General features: G+C 64.1%; 13 protein-coding genes. 6 read left to right on the forward strand and 7 right to left on the reverse strand.

The window, feature by feature from the left end:
- Positions 1-379 precede the first annotated feature (379 nt).
- The 3 genes from JNO53_RS08100 to JNO53_RS08110 form a co-directional block, all read right to left on the reverse strand.
- On the reverse strand, positions 380-730 hold the full coding sequence (locus tag JNO53_RS08100) for a DUF2200 domain-containing protein (protein ID WP_203109474.1): 351 nt from the start codon (positions 728-730) through the stop codon (positions 380-382).
- Positions 731-828: 98 nt separating this feature from the next.
- Positions 829-1134 (reverse strand): hypothetical protein, encoded by a 306-nt coding sequence (locus tag JNO53_RS08105; protein WP_203109475.1) that lies wholly within the window; start codon positions 1132-1134, stop codon positions 829-831.
- A 63-nt stretch (positions 1135-1197) separates the two neighbouring features.
- Positions 1198-4107, reverse strand: a complete 2910-nt coding sequence (locus JNO53_RS08110) for a M16 family metallopeptidase (RefSeq protein ID WP_203109476.1) — start codon at positions 4105-4107, stop codon at positions 1198-1200.
- A gap of 184 nt (positions 4108-4291) precedes the next feature.
- On the opposite strand from JNO53_RS08110, the gene JNO53_RS08115 reads away from it, so the two are divergent.
- Positions 4292-5743, forward strand: coding sequence for a helicase HerA domain-containing protein (locus JNO53_RS08115; RefSeq protein ID WP_203109478.1), 1452 nt, complete (start codon positions 4292-4294; stop codon positions 5741-5743).
- Positions 5744-6102: 359 nt separating this feature from the next.
- On the forward strand, positions 6103-8682 hold the full coding sequence (gene clpB, locus JNO53_RS08120; protein ID WP_203109479.1) for an ATP-dependent chaperone ClpB: 2580 nt from the start codon (positions 6103-6105) through the stop codon (positions 8680-8682).
- A 7-nt stretch (positions 8683-8689) separates the two neighbouring features.
- Here clpB and JNO53_RS08125 read toward each other — a convergent pair whose 3' ends face one another.
- Both JNO53_RS08125 and JNO53_RS08130 read right to left on the reverse strand, forming a co-directional pair.
- Positions 8690-9841 carry an aspartyl/asparaginyl beta-hydroxylase domain-containing protein gene (locus tag JNO53_RS08125; RefSeq protein ID WP_203109481.1) on the reverse strand — a complete coding sequence of 384 codons (1152 nt, stop codon included), beginning with the start codon at positions 9839-9841 and terminating at the stop codon, positions 8690-8692.
- Positions 9842-9941: 100 nt separating this feature from the next.
- Positions 9942-13001 carry a TonB-dependent receptor domain-containing protein gene (locus JNO53_RS08130; protein ID WP_203109483.1) on the reverse strand — a complete coding sequence of 1020 codons (3060 nt, stop codon included), beginning with the start codon at positions 12999-13001 and terminating at the stop codon, positions 9942-9944.
- Positions 13002-13601: 600 nt separating this feature from the next.
- On the opposite strand from JNO53_RS08130, the gene JNO53_RS08135 reads away from it, so the two are divergent.
- A complete protein-coding gene (locus JNO53_RS08135; RefSeq protein WP_203109485.1) occupies positions 13602-16622 on the forward strand; it encodes a TonB-dependent receptor domain-containing protein in 3021 nt (1006 codons plus the stop codon).
- Between the two features lie 206 nt (positions 16623-16828).
- Here JNO53_RS08135 and JNO53_RS08140 read toward each other — a convergent pair whose 3' ends face one another.
- Together JNO53_RS08140 and JNO53_RS08145 are read right to left on the reverse strand one after the other, a co-directional pair.
- Complete coding sequence (locus JNO53_RS08140; RefSeq protein ID WP_338015324.1) at positions 16829-18544, reverse strand: 2OG-Fe(II) oxygenase family protein; 1716 nt, start codon at positions 18542-18544, stop codon at positions 16829-16831.
- Positions 18541-19281, reverse strand: a complete 741-nt coding sequence (locus tag JNO53_RS08145) for a 2OG-Fe(II) oxygenase (RefSeq protein WP_203109489.1) — start codon at positions 19279-19281, stop codon at positions 18541-18543. Before JNO53_RS08145 ends, JNO53_RS08140 begins: the two co-directional genes overlap by 4 nt.
- Before the next feature lie 142 nt (positions 19282-19423).
- Between JNO53_RS08145 and JNO53_RS08150 the strand changes: the two genes are divergently transcribed.
- The 3 genes from JNO53_RS08150 (at position 19424) to JNO53_RS08160 (ending at position 22458) form a co-directional block, all read left to right on the forward strand.
- Entirely contained in the window at positions 19424-20596 is a 1173-nt protein-coding gene (locus JNO53_RS08150) for an acetyl-CoA C-acetyltransferase (protein ID WP_203109491.1), read from the forward strand.
- Between the two features lie 96 nt (positions 20597-20692).
- A complete protein-coding gene (locus JNO53_RS08155) occupies positions 20693-21478 on the forward strand; it encodes an SDR family NAD(P)-dependent oxidoreductase (protein WP_203109493.1) in 786 nt (261 codons plus the stop codon).
- Between the two features lie 107 nt (positions 21479-21585).
- Positions 21586-22458, forward strand: coding sequence for a crotonase/enoyl-CoA hydratase family protein (locus JNO53_RS08160; RefSeq protein ID WP_203109495.1), 873 nt, complete (start codon positions 21586-21588; stop codon positions 22456-22458).
- Positions 22459-22470 lie beyond the last annotated feature (12 nt).

The following is a 22470-nucleotide window of genomic DNA, read 5'->3' on the forward strand; positions in this document are numbered from 1 at the left end:
CCGGGCAAGCCTTCCGCCGGTCGTTCGCAAAGCACCCCGCCGAACCGCCCGACCCCGCGCGCACGCCTCCTGGCATGCCGCACCGGCCGCGCGATCCGAGTGCCAGGCGTTATGTGTCCGGGTTCGCCGCCGGAGGTTTTCGCACGTGCGTGTGGTCTTCTTAGGTTCACGCGGACATGCGGAGGCGTTTCCTCTCCCCCTAATCCGTCATCCAATCTATCCGTCATCCAGACACACCTGCCCGTCATCCCAGCGAAAGCTGGGATCGCTCACCTCACGCTCCGCTCTAGCGGCCAGCGATCCCAGCTTTCGCTGGGATGACGGCTAATGGACTTTGCATGCTTCCGACAAGCTCGGCATGAACGGAACGTAGGCCGCTCTAGGCGCGCAATATCTTCTCCATCGGGCGGCCCTTGGCCAGCTCGTCGATCAGTTTGTCGAGGTAGCGGATTTCGCGCATGAGCGGCTCCTCGACCTCTTCCACGCGCACGCCGCAGACCGTTCCGGTGATGAGCGAGCGCGCAGGGTTCATTTCGGGTGCCTGTGCGAAGAAGTCCTCGAAGCAGGTTTTCTTCGCCAGCTCGTCCTCCAGCGATGCCTGGCTGTGTCCGGTCAGCCAGCGGATGATCTCGTCGACTTCCGCTTTCGTGCGCCCCTTCTTCTCCGCCTTGGCGAGGTAGTGGGGATACACGCTCGCTACGCTCATCGAGTATATGCGGTGCCTGGTCATGACGCCTCCGGGAATAACGAGCTTGCCGGAGCGGACGCGAAAAGAAAAGGGCCGCCGGATCGCTCCGGCGGCCCTCATTCCCTTCGCGAGGGCGAGTGTCAGCCCTGGCGCTGGCCCGTCATCGGCATGGCGCCGAAGGCGCCGGCGTTGACCGAGCCGGTGAGCTGGTCGCCGTCGACGGTGGCCGTGCCTTCCAGCGTCATCGGCATCGGCACCGTCATGTCCATCTTCCAGGTCAGCGTGTTGCCGTCGATCTTGCCGTCCTTCACGTCCATCGACCCGAGCGTCCCGGCATTGCTGCCGGTGAAGGTCGTGCCGTCCTCGCTCGGGATCACGGTGAAGGTGCTCTTCTGCTCACCCATCGGGGTCTTGGTCACGCAATCGTATTTGCCGCCAACAGACATAGTCATCTCCTCGTTTGTAACGCGCGTCAGCAATCGCGATTGCTTACACTGATGTCAACAAGCTCATTCGCTCGGCGACGTCTCGGCCTCCCGCACTTCGATCGGCAGGCCGAGCGTTTCGAGCTGCGGCCGGACCACGTCGGCATCGCCGACGACCACGAAGACGAGGTCGCTGCCTTCGAGCGTTTCGACCGCCTTGGCGTCGATTTCCGCCGAGGTGAGGGCCGAATAGCGACCGCTCAGCGTCTCGTAATAGTCGTCGGGCCGGCCGTAGGTGACGATCTCGACAATCCCGCCGAGCACGTCGCCGGAAGTCTCGAACTGGCCGGGCAGCTCGCGCACATTGCCGTTGATGAGTCGGGTCAGCTCCTCTTCGGTCACGCCCTTGCCGTCATCGGTATAGGCGGCGAGTTCCTTGCGCAGTTCGACGATCGAGTCGCCGGTACGATCGGCCTGGACCGGGGCGTAGATCATGAAGCTGGAGCGATCGAGCGGCTGCTGGACCATGCTGCGCACGCCGTAGGACCAGCCCTTCGTCTCGCGCAGGTTCATGTTGATCCGGCTGAGGAAGCTGCCGCCGAAGACCTCGTTGGCGGCATCGAGCACGAGGAGATCGTCGGTCCCCTTCTGCTCGAGCACGTGGCCCGCGAGGATCACCGACTGGGGCGAATTCGGCCGGTCGATCAGGATGATCCGCGATTCCTGCGCGGGCACTGCGACCTCGAAGTTCTTCTCCGGCGCGGGCGTGGCGGGGGCCTGCCAGTTGCCGAACGCCGCCTCGAGCAGGCGAGTGGTCTCCGCCAGCGTCGTGTCGCCGACCACGAAGATCCGGGCCAGATCCGGGCGCAGCCAGGTGTCGTGGAAGGCGCGCAGCTCCGGCGCGGTCAGCGATGCGACGACGTCCGGGTTGCCGGTGCCCGACGGCGGGATGCCGTAGGGATGGGCGTCGCCGAACAGGACCGGGGCAAGCGCGCGCTGCGCGATGGCGCCGGGGCTGTTGAGCTCGTTCTGGATCCGGGTGAGCTGCTGCGCGCGGACGCGCTCGAGCTCCTCCGGATCGAACGCCGGATTGCGGATGTAGTCCGCCATCAGTTCGAGCGAGGGCGCCAGGTTGGGCGCCATGGCATCGAGGCCGACCGCGGTCGTATCCATGTCGGCATAAGTGTAGAGGTTCGCGCCGAGCCGCTCCTTGGCGATGGCGAGCGCATTGGAATCGAGGCTGGTGGTGCCTTCGTCCATCATGCTCAGCATCAACGACTGGACGCCGAGCTTGTCCTTCGGATCGGCGGCATAGCCGGCGTCGAAGTTCACCCGCACGCTGACCGTCGGCACGGCGTCGCGCTGCGCGAAGTAGACTTCCATTCCGTTGGAGAGCGTCGCGCGCTGGATGTCGGGGAAGTCGAGCGGTTTCAGCTCGCCCACTTCGGGCAGGGTCGACCGGTCGACTTCCGCCGCGGCGGCGCCGGCCTGCATCGAGAGCGGGCTGGAATAGAACGCAGGGCCGGCAAGGCCGCTGTCGCCGGCGCCGGTGAAGTATCCGCCGCGCGCCTCGCCGCCTTCCTTGCGCTCGCCCGGTTCGACCGTGAGCTTGAAGACCGGACGCGAGAGCCACTTGGCAGTGACGTCGCGGACGCGCTCGGGCGTCATCGCGGCGGCGGTTTCGAGCACTTCCTTGTACTCGGCCGGATTGCCCGAATAGAGCAGGCCCTCGGCCAGCGTCGGCGCCTTGCCCGAGAAGCCGCCGACCTGCTCCAGGCCGCGAATCTGCCCGGCGGCATATGTGGTGACGGCGCGCTGCAGCTCGTCCGCGGTCGGGCCTTCGGCGACGAACTTCGCGATCTCCGCATCGAGCGCGGCGGCGAGCTGTTCCTGGCTCACGCCCGGCTTGGCGTCGGCATAGACCACGAACTGGCCCGCCTGGGCGAAGATCTGCGCGCTGGCGACGACGCGCACCGCAAGCTGCTGCTCGCGCACGAGCGCATTGTCGAGCCGCGAGCTGGCGAGGCCGCCGAGGACGGTCGCGCCCATCGAAAGCGGCAGGTATTCGGGATTGTCGAGCCCGGGCACCGCCCACATGCGGTAGAGGCGCGGGCTGGCGATGCGGTCGTAGATCGTCTTCGACAGCGGCGCCGGCAGCGTCGGCACGGGTGCGGCGACCGCCTTGATCTCGGGCCCGGCGGGAATCGCGCCGAACCACTTGGTCACTTTCTCGCGCGCGGTGGCGGTGTCGATGTCGCCCGCCAGGACCAGCACCGCGTTGTTGGGGCCGTAGTGGTCGCGGAACCAGCTCTGCACGTCCGCCATCGTGGCGCCCGAGAGGTCCGCCATCGAGCCGATCGTCGAGTGGTGGTAGGGGTGGCCCGAGGGGTAGAGGTTCTCGAGCTGTTCGTATTCGACGAGGCCGTAGGGCTGGTTGTCGCCCTGGCGCTTCTCGTTCTGGACGACGCCGATCTGGTTATCGAGCTTCTCCTGCGTGACCGCGCCGAGCAGATGGCCCATGCGGTCGCTTTCGAGCATCAGCGCCAGATCGAGCGCGCCGGTCGGCACCGTCTCGAAATAGTTCGTGCGGTCGAACCAGGTCGTGCCGTTGAAGTCGGTCGCGCCGACCTGCTGGAGGGGCTCGAAGAAGTCACCCGGCGCGTTCTCGCTGCCGTTGAACATCAGGTGTTCGAACAAGTGGGCGAAACCGGTCTTGCCCTTGGGCTCGTGCTTCGAGCCGATCTCGTACCACACCGAAACGCCGACCACCGGCGCCTTGCGGTCCTCGTGCACCAGCACGGTCAGCCCGTTGTCGAGCTGGAACTGCTCGTACGGAATCGAGACGCTTTCGATCAGTTCGGAGACTGGTGCGGGCTCGCCTGTTGTCGCGGCGGCGGCCTGCGCCGCGGGATCCGCGGCATTCTGGGCCTGAGCGCCCGTCGATATGGCAAGCGAAAGCGCGGCAAGGCTCACCGCGGCAAGTTTCAAACGCATGATTTCCCCCGGAATGGATTCGTTCCTGCGGCGTACACTAGGCAGCGAAGAGCGATTCGACACGGTTTTTCGGCGAACGGCATTGTCAGACGTACCGGCGCGCCGAAGCGGCATGCGATTCGCTCGGGATAAGTAATCTTCGCCCCTTCCGGTAAGCGGGATCGGATGGCTAGGCGCATGGGTCGTGAAACCGCAGATCACCATCGGCCATGACGTGGGCGGGGCGCCCGTCACTTTCGACGTCGAGGAACTTCTCGCGACCCGCCTGCTCGTCCAGGGCAACTCGGGCAGCGGCAAGTCGCATCTGCTGCGGCGCCTGCTGGAGGAAAGCGCCGGGATGGTGCAGCAGGTCGTGATCGATCCGGAGGGCGATTTCGTCACCCTTGCCGAGCCGTTCGGCCATGTGGTGATCGACGGCGCGGCCTATTCGCCGGCGGAGATCGAGACGCTCGCCCGCCGCATCCGCGCGCATCGGGCATCGGTCGTGCTCGCGCTCGAAGGGCTGGAGGTGGAGCAGCAGATCCGCTGCGCAGCCCAGTTCATCACCGCGCTGTTCGATGCCCCGCGCGAGCACTGGTATCCGGCGCTGGTGGTGGTCGACGAGGCGCAGATGTTCGCCCCCGCCGTCGCCGGCGAAATAGCGGAGGACACGCGGCGGATGACGCTCTCGGCCATGACCAACCTCATGTGCCGCGGGCGCAAGCGCGGGCTGGCGGGGATCGTCGCGACGCAGCGACTGGCCAAGTTGGCCAAGAACGTCGCCGCGGAAGCCTCGAACTTCCTGATGGGGCGGACTTTCCTCGACATCGACATGGTCCGCGCCGCCGACCTGCTGGGCATGGAGCGCCGCCAGGCGGAACGTATCCGCGAGCTGGAGCGCGGCCACTTCCTCGCGCTCGGCCCGGCGATCACGCGGCGGCCGGTGGCGGTGAAGATCGGGCCGGTGAAGTCGGGCAGCGCCGCGCGCAAGGACGGACTGATGCCGCTGCCGAACGCCGCGCCGGAGGAGATGGAGGCGCTGTTGCTGGATGAGCTGGCGGGCGAGGCCGCGAAGGCCGCTCCGCCACCGCCGCCTCCGCCCGCACCCAAGCCGGAGCAACTGGAGGCGAGCATTGCGCGGCAGGAGGCCGAGCGCGCACCTGCGCCCGATGCGTCCGTTCCTGCGGGGAACGCGCGCGAGCAGGTGGATGCGATCATTGCGGAGATGGCGCGCGGCGAAGGCAGCACGTTCCAGTCCGCGTCGGCGCTCTATCAGGGTTTCCTCGTGCGGTGCCGTCAGCAGCGGCTGGTAGGTCCGCTTCCCGATATGACCGCGTTCCGCCGCCTGTTCGCCATCGCGAGCGCGGGGCTGGAGCGTCTGGACGAACCGGTGCGCGCACGCATCCTGCAACTGGGCGAGGCCGTGCCGGACGATGTGCTCGCGCCCTACCTCGCGGTTGCCGCGGCCGCGGCAGAGGGTCTGTCGGCACCCGACGACGAGGAGCTGGCGCGGGTCTACGGTTCGAGTTCGCCCGGCCGCATCCGTCGCCTGCTCGAGCATATGGAGCGGCTTGGGCTGGTCGTCGTGCGGCAGGATTTCGGTGGTGGGCGGACGCTGATCGTGCCGGGGATCGAGGCGGTTTCGGGCGAGGGTTAGGAAGGGACCGAGCTTGCCGGCTCAGCCATGCCGGGAGGCGAACTCTCGCCGAACTTCCACCACCCCAAACCCCCTCCTCTGAAGAGGAGGGGGCTTTCGTCGGTTCCGCATTCTTCTCCCCCTCCTCTTTAGAGGAGGGGGCCGGGGGGTGGTGCGGTTAGCCGGAACGCATATTTCCTTTGTCCATCACACCACCTCCAAGGCCATACGAAACGCAAAAATTTCGCATTCTCCCTCCCACGAAGCGGAGAACGCCCTATTTCCAACCCACACACCCCACCGAGTCTTGCGGGGGCGTGTTCTTGTGTTGCATATCAGCAACACCATATCGAGCCGGTAACCAGCATGAGGGATCACCGATGAATCTCGAAAAGTTCACCGATCGCGCCAAGGGTTTCCTCCAGAGCGCGCAAACCGTCGCCATTCGCATGAGCCACCAGCGGATCACGCCGCTGCATCTGCTCAAGGCTCTGCTCGAGGATAGCGAGGGCATGGCCGCCGGCCTGATCCAGCGCGCCGGGGGCGATGTGGCGCGCGCAGTGGATCGCGTGGATGCCGAGCTTGCGAAAATTCCCGCCGTGTCCGGCGGCGGCGCGCAGCAGACGCCGGGGCTCGATAACGATGCCGTGCGGGTGCTCGACCAGGCCGAGCAGATCGCGAGCAAGGCCGGCGACAGCTTCGTCACCGTCGAGCGGCTGCTGGTCGCGCTGGCGCTCGCCTCTACCACTGCCGCCGGGCAGGCGCTCAAGGAAGCGAACGTCGATCCGCAGAAACTCAACGCGGCGATCAACGAACTGCGCAAGGGCCGCACCGCCGATACCGCAGGGGCCGAGCAAGCCTACGACGCGATGAAGCGCTACGCCCGCGATCTCACGCAGGCGGCGCGCGACGGCAAGCTCGATCCGGTGATCGGCCGCGACGAGGAGATCCGCCGCACGGTGCAGATCCTCGCTCGCCGCACCAAGAACAACCCTGCGCTGATCGGCGAGCCCGGCACCGGCAAGACCGCGATCGCCGAAGGCCTCGCGCTGCGCATCGCCAATGGGGACGTGCCCGACAGCCTCAAGGGCCGCACGCTGATGTCGCTCGACATGGGCGCGCTGATCGCCGGCGCGAAGTATCGCGGCGAGTTCGAGGAACGGCTCAAGGCCGTGCTCGACGAGGTCAAGGGCGCCGAAGGGCAGATCATCCTGTTCATCGACGAGATGCACACGCTGATCGGCGCGGGCGCTTCCGAAGGCTCGATGGACGCCTCCAACCTCCTCAAGCCCGCGCTCAGCCGCGGCGAGCTGCACTGCATCGGCGCGACGACGCTCGACGAGTACCAGAAGTATGTCGAGAAAGACCCGGCACTCCAGCGGCGCTTCCAGCCGGTCTATATCGACGAGCCGACCGTGGAGGACACGATCTCGATCCTGCGCGGGATCAAGGACAAGTACGAGCTGCACCACGGCGTGCGCATCACCGACGGCGCGATCGTCGCGGCGGCGCAGCTTTCCAACCGCTATATCCAGAACCGCTTCCTGCCCGACAAGGCGATCGACCTGATGGACGAGGCCGCGAGCCGCATCCGCATGGAAGTGGAGAGCAAGCCCGAGGAGATCGAGGCGCTCGACCGGCGGATCATCCAGCTCAAGATCGAGGAGCAGGCGCTCGGCAAGGAAAGCGATCAGGCTTCCAGGGATCGGCTCGAGGCGCTGCGCGAGGAGCTTGCCAATCTCGAGCAGCAGTCGAGCGAGCTGACCACGCGGTGGCAGAACGAGCGTGACAAGATCCACGCCGAAAGCCGCCTGAAGGAAGAGCTCGATGCGGCGCGGATCGAGCTGGACCAGGCGCAGCGCGCAGGCGACCTCGCCAAGGCGGGCGAGCTTTCCTACGGCCGCATTCCCGAGCTGGAAAAGCAACTCGAGGAAGCGCAGGGCCAGGCGGAGAACGCCCTGCTGCGCGAGGAAGTGACGGAGGAGGACATCGCCTCGGTCGTCAGCCGCTGGACCGGCGTGCCGATCGACAAGATGATGGAAGGTGAGCGCGAAAAGCTGCTCCAGATGGAATCGATCATCGGCAAGCGGGTGATCGGGCAGGAGCAGGCCGTGCAGGCCGTATCCAAAGCCGTGCGCCGTGCACGCGCCGGATTGCAGGACCCGAACCGTCCGCTCGGCAGCTTCCTGTTCCTCGGCCCTACCGGTGTGGGCAAAACCGAGCTGACCAAGGCGCTCGCCGGCTTCCTGTTCGACGACGATACCGCGATGGTGCGCATCGACATGAGCGAGTTCATGGAGAAGCACGCCGTCGCCCGGCTGATCGGCGCCCCTCCGGGCTATGTCGGCTACGAGGAAGGCGGCGTGCTGACCGAGGCGGTGCGGCGCCGGCCCTATCAGGTCGTGTTGTTCGACGAGGTCGAGAAGGCGCACAACGACGTGTTCAACGTGCTCCTGCAGGTGCTCGACGACGGGCGGCTGACCGACGGGCAGGGCAGGGTGGTCGACTTCTCGAACACGCTGATCATCCTTACCAGCAACCTCGGCAGCCAGTTCCTGACGCAGATCGAGGACGGGCAGGACGTCGAAAGCGTCGAGCCGCAGGTGATGGACGTCGTGCGCGGGCACTTCCGCCCCGAGTTCCTCAACCGGCTCGACGAGATCATCCTGTTCCACCGCCTCGCGCCCGAGCACATGGCGCCGATCGTCGATATCCAGGTTGCGCGGGTGCAGAAGCTGCTGAAGGACCGCAAGATCGAGCTCGACCTGACCGATGCGGCCCGCCGCTGGCTCGGCCGCGTGGGCTACGATCCCGTCTACGGCGCACGGCCGCTGAAGCGTGCGGTGCAGCGCTACCTGCAGGACCCGCTGGCGGAGAAGCTGCTGGCCGGCGAGATCCCGGATGGCAGCAAGGTCAACGTCGACGAGGGCGACGGCGAGCTGAAGTTCGCCATCGCCTGAGTTGCGTTCAGAGATCGGTCGGGGCGGAGCTCGCGGCGATGATCGCGGCGACCGCCTCGCGCTCGACCGGCGTCAGTTCGGGGCGCCAGAGATCGCCGATCAGCACCACCCGCAGCTTGTCACTATCGTTCCATGCCTCGTGCTCGATCGTGTCGTCGAACACGAAGGCCTCTCCCGGCGTCCATTCGCGGGTTTCGCCGCCGACTCGGAACCCGCAATTGGGCGGAACGATCAGTGGCAGATGGAGCACGAGGCGCGCGTTGGAGATTCCGTTGTGCGGCGGAATCCGGGTGTGCGGCGCCAGGAGCGAAAACATGAGGTTGGGCGAGCGATTGGCGATGGACGGCTGGTCCGCGCCTTCGAACGCCGCCAGCGTGCGTGGACAGTGGCGCGCGTTCGCTTCGACCCGCCGTCCTGATGCAAGGAGATGGATCGCTGTCCAGTCCGGCGAGTGGTTCAGCTCTCCCATCTGGCTCGGCACATCGTCGCTTTCCTGGACGTAAGGGACAAGCTCGCCTTTTTCGGAAGCTATGAGCGCTTCGAACTCGCTGCGGATGTCGTCGGCCCCGGCTTCCAGCTCCGGCAGGAACGGAAAGGCATCGCGCTCGAAGAACTCGTGCTCGGCGAGTCCCGGAAAATGAAAATGGGTCGGCTCCTGATGCCAAGCCCTGGTCTTGCGCAGGGCGTTGGACTGGAACCGTTCGATCCGCCTGCGTTCCGCGGGATCGGCCCGATCGAGGGCATCGGCCGCTGCACGCTCATAAACCGCACCCCGGCGAGTTATGTAGGCCGCGTGCCGATGACGGACGTGGACGAGCTGTTCGCGTATCGCCGGTGGCAGCCGTTCCTCGGGGGGGGCGTGGAAAAGGACTGCCCCGTAGAGCTCGCCGGCCGCGTCGTTGTCGCCCACGTCCTCGAGCAAGCTGGCCTTCAGCAGCAGCGGCAGAAAGCCGAGCGGATCGCGCCGCAGCGCGCCCGATATCGCGGCGAGGGCGCCATGAGGATCGCCAAGCCCCCGCCGGATGGATGCAAGCTTGAACCACACCTCGCCGCGCTCCGGCGCATCGGCGACAACGGCCGCAAGCAGCCGCTCCGCCGCAGCCAGGTCCCGCGCAGCGGCGGCTTGGTCTGCCTCGATCTCGCGGGGATCCTGGGTCACGCAGGTATTCCTATCAGTCCGGGGCGATGGGACAAGCCGTGCCGAGCATGCAAAAAAAAGGCCCCGGTTTCCCGGGGCCTTTCGTTGACTGATTTTCGGATCAGAAGTTGAAGGATGCGTTCGCGAAGAACGTGCGCCCCCGATAATCATAACCCGAATACAGCGGCGCATTGCCGATGGTGGTGAAACCGATGGCTGTGATGCGCGGCGGTTCCGTGTTGAAAAGATTCCGCACGCCGAACGTGAACTCATAAGTATCGTTCACGTCGAACTGAACCGACGCCGAGTGGAGGAAATAATCATCCACGTTAAACGAATAATTATCGCGATAGAACTGGAGATCATCCTGGTTGATCTCTCCAGTCAGGTTATCGAACGCAAAATATTCGTACGTCTTATCACTATCGCCGTCGATCCAATCGACTCCGTAACGAAGAGTGACGTTATCGAACGAATACGTGGCATCAAACGCACCGACCCAGTCAGGCGACGTCACGATGCCATTCGCATCGGTCAGATACTCTTCCGGGAACAAGCGGCTGGACTGTTCGGTATACTTGGTGACGTTCGCGTTCAGGATGAACCTGCCACCCAGGATGTCACGCGCGTAGCGGCCATTGAACTCGAAGCCCTTCACGATGTCTTCCGACAGGTTCACGTAGCTGCTTGTAACGGTGAGTTCGTTGTTCTCGTTACGCTCGACGAAGCGGCAGAAACCTGCGTTCGGATCGAAGTTCGTATCTTCGTAGCAGCGGTTGAGGATGGTGCTACCAGCCAGATCCTGGACGCCATTCTCAACCTTGATGTCGAAGTAATCGAGCGACAGCGACAGCGAGCCGACCGAGGACGGAAGGACCGGATTGAGGACTGCACCCACCGACCAGTTCCGCGACGTCTCCGCTTCCAGACCGGCCTCCGCGCCGCCTACGCGGAACAGAGTCACGCTGCTTGTCTGCGTGAAGTCCGCGGGCAACCCGATCTGAGCGCAGTTGGCTGCGATGGTCTGTTCCCTCGGCGACTGCTCACCAGGAGCCGGCAGATCGCTGCACGGGTCGGACTCCTGGCTCAAGAAGCCGCTCGTCGCTCCGAGGAACTGCTCAGCAAGGGCTGGTGCGCGATAGGACGTGCCGTAGCTAGCGCGAACAGCGAAGCCCCGGATCGGTTCCCACTCGGCGGATACCTTGTAAGTCGTGTCCGATCCGTAGGAGTCATAATCCGTATAACGCAGAGAGCCGTTCAGGTTGAGGCGGTAGAAGCCCGGGGTGTCGGCAAGCAACGGAACAAAAAGTTCGCCGAACACTTCCTTCACATTGTCGGAACCGACCGTCGGCGTACCGGCGGTCAAGCCGAGCAAGTTACCGTTGATCGAATTTTCGTCCGGCTGGTCATTGATGCTCTGCTTGCGGTATTCCGCGCCGAGCGCCAGCTGAACATCGCCACCGGGCATCGCGAACAGCGGACCATCGATGTTGAACGCGAAAGTGGTCTCGCGGAATTGCGTCTTACCGATGGTGTTCGCGAGGATATAGTCGCGATAGGCCTGCGGCAGGTTGCCTCCGATCACATCGGCCGAGAGGGCCGGAGCCGCGATACAATTCGGGTTGGATGCCTGGCTGGCACAGCTAAACGTCCCGTCGCCGTTGTCTACGACATTCATGGAGTTTGCGACGCGATCGATCAGGAACGACTCGATTTCGTACGTGCCATCGTTCCAGGATTTGCCGATGTAGGCATCATAGCGCCAGTCCGGCAGGAAGAAGTCACCACGAAGACCTGCCGATGCGCGAACGTAATCGACCTCCTGCCTCGAATCGGTGAGGCCGTAACCGATAAACGCACGAGCTGCGACGATCTGACCGCTCGACGTTTCATTCGGATTGGAGAAGTATCCGTTGCGCAGTTCGACCGGCAGAAGAGGACTGCCCCGCAGGTAATCCAGCGAAAGCTGCCGATAGAGCGGCGAGGAAGACTTGCGGCGGGTCGCAAGAAACTCACCGTAAATCTCCGCGTCACCCAGAGCGTCAAGCTCATAAGTTGCGGAAAGGTACCCGGTGTAGATTTCGGCTTCGGTGATCAGCGGTTCTTCTTCCTGCCGCGGATCGAAGGTGTCGCGATCGTAAAAGCCGACGCCCAAGAAGCCCGGGAAGGGCCCAGTGGTAACGCCGGGGGCCGGAACAAACCGGTTGTACGTCCCCACGGTTCCGCTTGTGCGGCCGATCGCCTCCACGCCGCCTAGGAAAAGGTTGCCATTCTCGTCCGTCTGCAGGGTGGTATAACCAAGCGTATTGATCGTCACGCCACCATTGTCGAGCGTGAAGCAAGGCGAACCATCGAAGCCGACGCTGTCGCCCGAGCCGAACTCGGTGCCTTCACCGCTCAGAAACCCGCCGACCGGGCAGTCGAAGAAAGGCACGTCGCCGCGAGACAGCTGGTCGCGCTTGCGATACTCCAGCGAGCCGACAACGCTGAGACGGTCGGCTTCGAAGCCGAACGACGCTGCAACGCGCTTATCGACGCCGGAACCCACCTCGGGGACGTTGACCTGCATGTCGAGATTGAGACCGCGAAGCTGCTGATCGGTGATCAGGTTCACCACGCCGGCAACGGCGTCCGAACCGTAAATTGAAGAAGCGCCAGCCTTCAGCACTTCGATTCGCTCCAGAATAGCCGTCGGCAAAACGTTCAGGTCAGCCGCAAGAACGGAACCGCGCGTACCGCCCGGTGCCAGGCGACGGCCATTCAGCAGAACCAGAGTCCGGCTGGGGCCCAAGCCGCGGAGACCCAGCGTGTTGGCGCCCGTGCCGCCATCGGTGACGAAGCCGCCATAGAAGTTGTTGATCTGGCCGGAGCCTTGCGTGACAGCGACGCTCTGCAGAGCGTCGGTCGCGCTGTTGAAGCCAGCCTGTGTAATCTCCTCAGCCGTAACCACAGTGATAGGCTCGGCGGTCGTGAACTCGTCACGACGAATGCGCGAGCCGGTCACGACGATTGCCGCAGGCTCTGCTTCCGACGCTGCCTGCGCCTCAGCCTCAGCCGGCGCGTCAACGCCTTCATCCTGGCTGTCTTGCGCATAGGCTGGCGATCCAGCGACAGCGAGCGCGAGTGCTGCCAGCCCAGCGCCCGCATACAGGCGCTGTCTATTGATCATTGCGAACTTCATGGATTTCAGTCCCCCTAAGGAATGCCGGCGCGAACCAGCGACGACTAAGATGTGACACTGAACAAACCGCGCAGCCTGACGCGCGAAGTTTGTTGCCTTGCCCGATGCGGCACGATCGAGTTAGTCGCAAATGAAATTAACCCCGTGCGTGCCCTTCGGGATATTCTGTCGCGAAAATGCAACACATTGTGGCGGCCTTGAGGCACATCCTTCGTCGCTGCTGAAAATTGGCGTGTCTGCGATGCCGACACATCATGGGTTGGGATCTCTCGTCACCTTGTCTTTTCGGACACAGCGCTCGGTCGACCGGCAGCGGAGCATTGTCGCTCCAGTGACGGGTCTTATCATCCAGCGGGTGGGCCAGGAAATTCGACAGGTGAGAAATCAGCATCGGTGGGGTGGGGTGCGCTCTGTAGCGGCAATGTCACAGTTGTTCGAATACTGTAAATGGTTGAGTTCGGCGCATTGCGAAGAGCTTGTCACGTGACTTAGAAGTCGCCCATTCGGGATACCCCCGAACTGCCTTAAAGCACGGCGCCGGGGAGGCGCTCACCATTAACACAGAGGCCCGTGATGGGTGCTCGTAAGTGGGGGAATGGAATGCGTTACCGTTTCGACAAAGCTTCGCTTTTGGCTGGAACGATCATGGCGTCGGCCCTGATCGCTTCGCCTGCATATGCGCAGCAAGATGATGAGGCCGAACCGGCCGTTACCACGACCGCCGACGCCGAGCCCGCCGCGGAAGGCGAGACCATCGTGGTTACCGGCTCGCGAATTCAGCGGAGCGACCTGACCTCGACCAGTCCGCTGGCCGTCGTTCAGGACGAAGAGTTCAAGCTGTCGGGTGCCGTCAACGTCGAGCAGGTGATCAACACTCTGCCGCAGGTCGTGCCGGGCACTACGTCCTTCTCCAACAACCCTGGTGGGGGCGTCGCCACGCTCAACCTGCGCGGGCTCGGCTCTGCGCGTAACCTCGTTCTTGTCAACGGGCGCCGGTACATTTTCTTCGACGCCAATCAGGTCGTCGACCTCAACACGATCCCGCAGTTCCTGCTGGACTCCGTGGATGTCGTGACGGGTGGTGCTTCGGCGGTTTACGGTTCCGACGCACTCGCCGGCGTTATCAACTTCAAGCTTCGTGACGACCTGAACGGCCTGATCGCGGGCGGTCAATACGGCATTACCGATGAAGGTGATGGCGCGCGCTACAACGCTTATGTTGCGATCGGAAGCGATCTCGCCGACGGCCGCGGCAACGTGACCGCTTATGCCGAATACTACAAGCGAGAGGATATCTTCGCGCGGGATCGGAGCTTCTCGCAGTTCTCCCTGGGCGACGGGGATAATGGCTTGGTGCCGCTGGGCTCGGCAGGCGTGCCGCAGGGGCGTATGGTCGCGCCGGGCACGCTGGCGATCGGTCAGGGCGCCAGTTGCGGAGGTGCAGAGCAGCCGCCACGGAACGATGGCTGCTACGCGATCGCAGAAGGCACGAACTATCCCGGCGCCGGGGCATTTTTCGGTTCCCCTGGCGCGAGCACTCCCTACAATTCCGCCACGGATAGCTATAACTACGCACCGACGAACTACCTCATGGTTCCGCAGGAGCGTTACACGATCGGGGGCTATGGTTCGTACGAGGTCGCCGATGATATCACGGCTTACGCCGAAGTCGCGTTCATCAACAACCGCGTTGAGAACGAGCTTGCTGCGACGCCGCTGACCCAGAACGTCAACTTCGAGCTGGACGCCATTCAGGGGTTGGTCTCACCCGAAGATTTCGCGCAGTTGCAACTCATTGCCCAGCGTCAGCAGGCTGCCATCGCGGCTGCGGCTGATCCGAACTGTCAGCTCAACGACGCTAATCAGCCGGAACCTTGCGCCAATCCGTTCGGTGAACAGGTGACCGGCTCGACCACGATCGGTGCTCTTCAGCCCGGACAGGTCCGGCTCGGGGTCAATACGCGCACGACCAGCATTGCCTCGCGGAATGTGACCGACGAGCGTAATGCGTTCCGCGTGCTTGCCGGCTTCCGCGGCAATCTGACGGACACGCTGCAGTACGATGCGTACTACTCGTACTCACGCACCCGGAATGGCTCGATCCAGGAAGGCAACGTCTCGCGCTCGGCATTTACCCGCCTCGCGGCCGACGGTACCTGTAACGTCTTCGGCGAAGCTCTGCTGAGCCCCGAATGCGTCAATGCGATCTCCATCCTCGCGCAGAACACCGAGGTGTCGACGCTCCAGGTCGCGCAAGGCAGCATTTCCGGCCCGCTGTTCACCTCGGGTTGGGCGACCGACCCCGTGGCATTCGCGGCGGGTGTTGAATATCGCAAGATGAGCGCCGAGTTCATTCCCGACACCGCCTTGGCATCTGGCGACGTGGTTGGCTTCAACGCGGGTCAACCGACTGCGGGTAGCTACAGCGCCAAGGAGGTCTTCGGCGAGCTTCGCGTGCCGATCATCCAGAACGGTTTCGTCGACCGGCTCGAGTTGAGCGGCGGTGCGCGCTATTCGGACTACTCGCTGGAAGCTGTCGGCGGTGTATGGGCATACTTCGCTGGTGCGGAGTTTGCGCCGATCCCGGACATCACGTTCCGCGGTCAGTACCAGCGTGCTGTCCGAGCGCCGAACGTGCAGGAGCTGTTCGGCGGACAGTCGGTCGGCTTCCCGGCGGCGACTGACCCTTGCGCGCTGTCGGACGCTGCTACGAATGCGACGCTGCGGGCGCTCTGTATCGCTACCGGCGTTCCGGCCAGCAACGTTGGGCAGGACTTCCTCCAGCCCAACGCTCAGATCCAGGGCGCGTTCGGCGGCAACCCGGACCTGCAGGAAGAAGTGGCCGATACCTTCACGGTGGGTGTCGTTCTTCGCCCGAGCTTTATTCCGGGCCTCAACGTCACGGTCGATTACTACGACATTGAAATCGACAAGGCCATCGCGACCTACGGCGGCGGCGTGAACAACATCCTGAATATCTGCTATAATATCTATCAGGATGCCAACAGTGAGGCTTGCGGGCTGATCTCGCGCGACTCGCAGGGTGTCATTTCGGGTCCGCCCTTCGTGGTGACGGCTCTGAATGCGAACCTTGCTCAGTTGACCACGAGCGGCATCGACTTCCAGGTCGACTACAGCTTGCCGCTCGGCGCAAGCTTGACCGGCAATGGCGATTCCCGCCTCGGGTTCTACTTCCTCGGAAACTACTCGGACGAGAACAACTTTACGCCGTCGGTTGACCTGCCGGACGAGGTTGTCGAATGCGCCGGCAAGTTTGGTCTTAACTGTGGCAATCCGACGCCGAAGTGGAAGTGGTCCAGCCGCCTGTCGTGGATCGACGGGCCGCTCACGACAACCGTGCGCTGGCGTCACACCGGGAAGGTCTCCGACGACGATGATACGACTGACTACATCGTCGAAGAAATCGGTGCTTACGACGTGTTCGACCTCGCCTTCGGTTTCGAAGTCAACGAGAACTTCACGCTCACCATGGGTGTGAACAATCTGTTCGACAAGATGCCTCCGATCATCGGCGACAACCAGGAGCAGACCAATACCTATCCGGGTGTCTACGACGTTCTCGGACGTGACTACTTCGTTTCGGTCGGCATGACCTTCTGATCTCTCGATCAGTGACGAAAATGGGGGCGGCGTTCTTGAGGACGCCGCCCCTTTTTTGTTGTAACTTATACGCTTAGGTTTTCCGAAGCCCTCGGGCGCATCTCGGGACCGGAGAGCGCGAGGTCAGATCGCCCGCGAATATCACTAGTTCAAAAGATGCCGATTGCCGTCTGGCGGAGGCTCGCGCCGTCAGCGATCCCAGCGCATCAGGTGGCTACAATACCGATCGATGCGTCACTTCTGCGGGGATGCGAACAAACGTCGAAGGCGACCGTCAAACGTCGCGCACCGTCGAAGGGGCGCGTGCCATGATAGAGGGTGCTCGGGAACAGGGCGAGATGCCCGGGTCGGGGGCGTATCGTGAAAAGCGGTGGCAGCTCAAGGCGCAAGTCCGGGGGCGGACGGCCGATCTCGAGCCAACCGGGCTCCCCTCGCGCGTCGATGTCGTCCGGAATCTCAAGGTACAGTGCCGACGAGACGATCCCGTTGGGGTGGATATGCGAGGTGTGATGGTCTCCCCCGCCTGCCAGGCGCACGGACCATGAGCCGGCGATGGACCAGGCATCGTCGCGATGGCGGAGAAGCGGATGATCCGAGTGAGCCGGCGGCAACTTGGCACGGTAGTCACCGAGTGTGCGAATGATCGCCCGGTGCAGCGCTTCATAGATCGGCTCGTACCGATCGAAAAGTCCCGCGCGGGTTTGCGTTCCACCACGCAGCGACTGGCCCAGAGGAAAGCGGGAACTGTCGTGAAGCGCATGCAGGGCGTCGATCGTTTGCGGAACGATGGTGTCGCGATCGTGCAACGGTAGGAACTGCACGAGCCCCTCCTGACCGTGCAGCCAATCCTTTCGCGGATCGTCTAGCAGGCGCCACAGAAGTCCACGGAGCGCCCAGCCAGCGACATTGCTCCGGTCCGCCTGGAGCAGGCTGTCGATCAGCCTCACGGCCCGTTCCGGCTCACCTTGGCGCACGCGGTGGCGCGCCTCATGCAGGTGGTGCGTCGACGACTGGAACTGGAATTCTGCCCAGATGGCTTCGGCGCGCTCGTCCTGCCCGTCCTCTCCCGCATATACTGCTTCGAGCAGGGCGAGTTGCTCGAGTTCGGGAAAGCGTCGCCGGGCGTTGGCGGCGACTTCGGCCGCCTCGGCCTTCCTGTCGATGCCGGCCAGCAATGCGCAATGGGCAATGGAAATCTGCGGATCCTGCGGGGCGCGAGCAGCCGCGTCGCGGTACGGCGCTGCGACATCCGCCACGCCTCGTGCCATGAGCAACTCGGCCTTGAATCTGAGCCCCGCCAACCATCGCGGGGCTTGGCTTACCAATGCCTCTGCGATCGCTTCGGCTTCCTCGTTTCTCCCCTCCACTTCGAGCGCCTGCGCCTTGCCCAGCCACAACTCGAGATTCCCGGGGTCGCGCTGCAAGGCCCGATCGAATCGCATCACAGCATCTGCTTCAGCACGTTCGAGCGCCACCCGCGCTCGCCCGTGCAATGCACGTGCGTGACCTGCATCGATAGCCAAGGCCGCGTCATACCATCGGGCGGCATCCTTGAGTAAACCCGCGTCGCGCGAAGTATTCGCCCGTGTCGAGCAATATCGCACGTCGCGTACTCCGCTGGGTTCGTGTGCGCCCAGCACGGTCAGTGCGTCCCTGTGCCGGCCAAGACGGCCAAGCGCGATCGCATGGTTCACTGCGAATTCGAGCGTTTGCGGTGCGCGTTCACGCGCTTTTGCAAAGTGCGCTGCAGCATCCGGCGTCTTGCCAGCTCGCAGCGCCGCCGCGCCGGCGCTGTTCCATAGTGCGGCATCGTTTGGGAACAGGCCGGCTGCCTTCTCCAGGATCGCCGCGGCTCTCTCGGGTTCTCCTGCTTGCATCGCCGCCTGCGCTTGGGCGCGATAGCCGTCGATGGTTTCTATCACCGGTCTCGAAGCCATCCGGTAATGGCCAAGCGCCCCATTGGGGCGAAGGGCGGAACGTAGCTGACGAGATGAGTCTGCGGCACGGCAAACAGATTCAATGCATTGAAGCGCGGGCGGAATCCTTCGACCACATCTCCGTCCTGGTCGAGGAACAAGAGATATCCCCCCCAATCTGGATGCCATTCGTCCGGCGCGAAGTTCATCACGTAGGCAACACGCCATCCTTCGGCCACATCGCTATCGCTGTGCCTGCCGAGATAGTGATTTGGAGCGTAAAGCGTGGCCTGCGCATCCGCCTTGACCAGATCGTCCATGCCGGTGACTTCACGAGCGAGATCGAGGAAGTCGGGGGCGTTTAGATACTCCAGAAGCAGTTCATGCGGACCATCAGGGTCCCAGCGCTGATTGAGAGCATCAATGATCGGATAATGTGCGTAGCGGAACGCGTAGTCCCCCCGGGCGGACGCCTCATGCGCAGCCATGGCAGCGTGATTCACCTGTTCGGCGCCGCCCGACATGTTCCCCTTGCGGGGGTGGAAGCTTTGCGGCGGATTGGCCGCGCCGTCACCAGCGCGCACGGCCATGCCCCAGGCCGTCCCGCGCGAAAGGATCATGCGGATCTCCTCCGCCGTTTCCCGTGTCAGGACCTCCCGGATCTGCACTCTCGTGCGTTCGGCAAAGCGGCGGGCGCAAGCGGCACGGTCGATCGCCGGGTTGATTTCGAAGAGCTTCTTCATGGGCCTCGGCGCTAACGTTCTGCGGGTGCGAGGTTATGCTGCGAACTACGCTGTTGGCAAGAACGTTGGCGGCCGGGCAGGCAAGCGACACTTGACGTAAACGGAAGCCGATCATACGCGAGAAGCGTTGGAGGAGAATGGGATGCCCGAAGCATACATCGTCGATGCCGTTCGCACCGCCGGGGGGCGCCGGGGCGGGCGGTTGGCCGGGGTCCATCCGGTCGATCTGGCGGCGAAGTCGCTCGATGCGCTGGTGGAGCGCACGGGGATCGATCCCAAGATCGTCGACGATGTGATCATGGGCTGCGTGACCCAGGCGGGCGAGCAGTCGATGCACGTCGGGCGCAACGCGGTTCTCGCGTCGACGAGGCTGCCGCAATCCACGCCGGGGGTCACGATCGACCGGCAGTGCGGATCGAGCCAGCAGGCGGTGCAGTTCGCCGCGCAGGCGGTGATGAGCGGCACGCAGGACGTGGTCATCGCCAGCGGCGTCGAAAGCATGAGCCGCGTGCCCATGGGCTCGAACCTGACGTTCCACATGAAGGAAGGACTGGGCACCTACAAGTCGCCGGGGCTGGAGAAGAAATACCCCGGCGTCCTGTGGTCGCAATTCATGGGCGCGGAGATGATCGTCGAGAAGCACGGCTTCACGAAGGACGATCTCGACCGTTTCGCTCTCGCAAGCCATGAGAAGGCGATCGCCGCAACCCGGGCGGGCGCTTTCGAGGCCGAAATCGTGCCGGTCGAGATCGAGACTCCCGACGGGCCGCAAATGCACACGGTCGACGAAGGGATTCGCTTCGACGCGACGCTCGAGAGCATCGCGGGCGTCAAGCTGCTCAGCGAAGGCGGTACGATCACGGCGGCCACCGCCAGCCAGATCTGCGACGGTTCCAGCGCGGCACTGATCGTGTCCGAGAAAGTCTTGAAGGAACAGGGGCTGACCCCGCTCGCGCGGATCGTGAACCTCACCGTCACGGCAGGCGATCCGGTCATCATGCTGGAGGAGCCGCTGTTCGCGACCGACCGAGCCTTGCGGCGGGCGGGCATGAAGATCGATGATATCGACCTTTATGAAGTGAACGAGGCCTTCGCCCCCGTACCGCTCGCGTGGCTCAAGCATACGGGTGCGGATCCGGAGCGGCTCAACGTCAACGGCGGCGCGATCGCGCTCGGCCATCCGCTCGGCGCCTCGGGCACCAAGCTGATGGCGACCCTTGTCCATGCACTGAAGGCGCGCGGTAAGAGGTACGGTTTGCAGACGATGTGCGAAGGCGGCGGCGTCGCCAATGTGACGATCGTGGAGGCCCTTTAGACATCGTTCATGGGAGAGTCCCGCGTAGTCGGGGACCTCCGGGAAGTATTGCACGAACCCCCGCCTGCGCGGAGGATCAGGAAGAGGAAGACAGGAATGGAAATCGGCAGCAACACTCCCGCGGTGGTTACCGGAGGCGCCTCTGGCCTCGGCGAAGCGACTGCGCGCGCACTTGCGGCGAAGGGCGCCAAGGTCGCGATCTTCGATCTGCAGGAGGAGAAGGGAAAGAAGGTCGCTGCGGAGATCGGCGGCGTGTTCTGCGAATGCAACGTGACCGACGAGGCTTCGGTCGATGCCGCCTTCGCCAAGGCGCGCGAGGCGCACGGACAAGAGCGGATCCTGGTCAACTGCGCCGGTGTCGGCAACGCGATCAAGACCGCCAAACGCGACAAGCAGACCGGTGAGATCAGCCACTTCCCCCTCGATGCGTTCAACTGGGTGATCCAGATCAACCTCGTCGGCACCTTCCGCTGCATCGCCAAGTCGGCGGCAGGCATGATGACGCTTGATCCACTGTCGGAGGACGGCGACCGCGGCGCGATCGTCAACACGGCCAGCGTCGCCGGCGAAGACGGGCAGATCGGCCAGGCGGCCTATTCCGCGTCGAAGGGCGGGGTGATCGGCATGACGCTGCCGATCGCGCGCGACCTCATGGGCGAAGGTATCCGGGTGAACACGATCCTGCCGGGCATCTTCAACACCCCGCTGATGAACGCCGCACCGCCGCAGGTGAAGGAGGCGCTGGCCGCCTCGGTCCCGTTCCCCAAGCGGCTCGGAAACCCCGAGGAATATGCCAAACTGGCGCTGTGCATGATCGAGACCGGATACTTCAATGGTGAGGACGTGCGGCTCGATGGCGGTATCCGCATGGCCCCGCGGTAGTTTCATTGCATGAGTCCCCGCGAAGGCGGGGACCTCGGTCGGCTGCGCTCTTCCGCCTGAGGCCCCTGCTTTCGCGGGGGCTCGTGTCATCGGGAAGGTAGAGGATCATGTCCGAGTTCACGCAGATCAAACTGGACATCGACGACGGCATTGCGACGATCACGCTCCATCGGCCGGAGAAGATGAATGCCTTCACCCGCACGATGATGGCGGAGATCATCGCGGCGATGGATGCGATCGACGCCGACGATGCGGTGCGGGCGGTGATCTTCACCGGACATGGCGACCGTGCGTTCTGCGCCGGCGCCGATCTCACGCCGGACGATGGCGCGAAGCCGTTCGCGAGCAACGAAGCGGTGGGCGATCTGTCCGATCCGCTCGTGCGCGACGGCGGCGGGCAAGTGACCCTGCGCCTGTTCAACTCGACCAAGCCGCTGATCGCCGCGTGCAACGGCGCCGCCGTGGGCATCGGGGCGACGATGCAACTCGCGATGGACATTCGCCTGGCGGTAGAAACGGCGCGGTACGGTTTCGTCTTTGCGCGGCGCGGGATCGTGCCGGAGGCGTGCTCGAGCTGGTTCCTGCCGCGGCTCGTCGGCATCCAGCAGGCGCTCGAGTGGACCTACACCGGCCGGATCTTCGATGCGCAGGAAGCGCTCGCGGCCGGACTCGTGCGCTCGGTTCACCCGCAGGACAAGCTGATGGGCGAGGCGAGGGCGCTCGCGCGCGAGGTCGCGGAGAACACCTCGGCAGTGTCGGTCGCACTGACCCGGGCGATGATGTGGCGGTTGTCCGCCGCGGAACATCCGATGATGGCCCACCGGATAGACAGCCGCGCGATCTACCGCATGGCGAGGACGCCCGACGCAGCCGAAGGCGTGGCGAGCTTTCTCGACAAGCGGCCGCCGCAGTTTCCGATGAAGCCGTCGCGCGATATGCCGGACTTCTACCCCTGGTGGGATGAGCCCGGCTACCAATGACGGGGCGCAAGC

This window comes from Altererythrobacter sp. C41, assembly GCF_016803135.1.
In the GTDB taxonomy this organism is placed as follows: Bacteria; Pseudomonadota; Alphaproteobacteria; order Sphingomonadales; family Sphingomonadaceae; genus Pelagerythrobacter.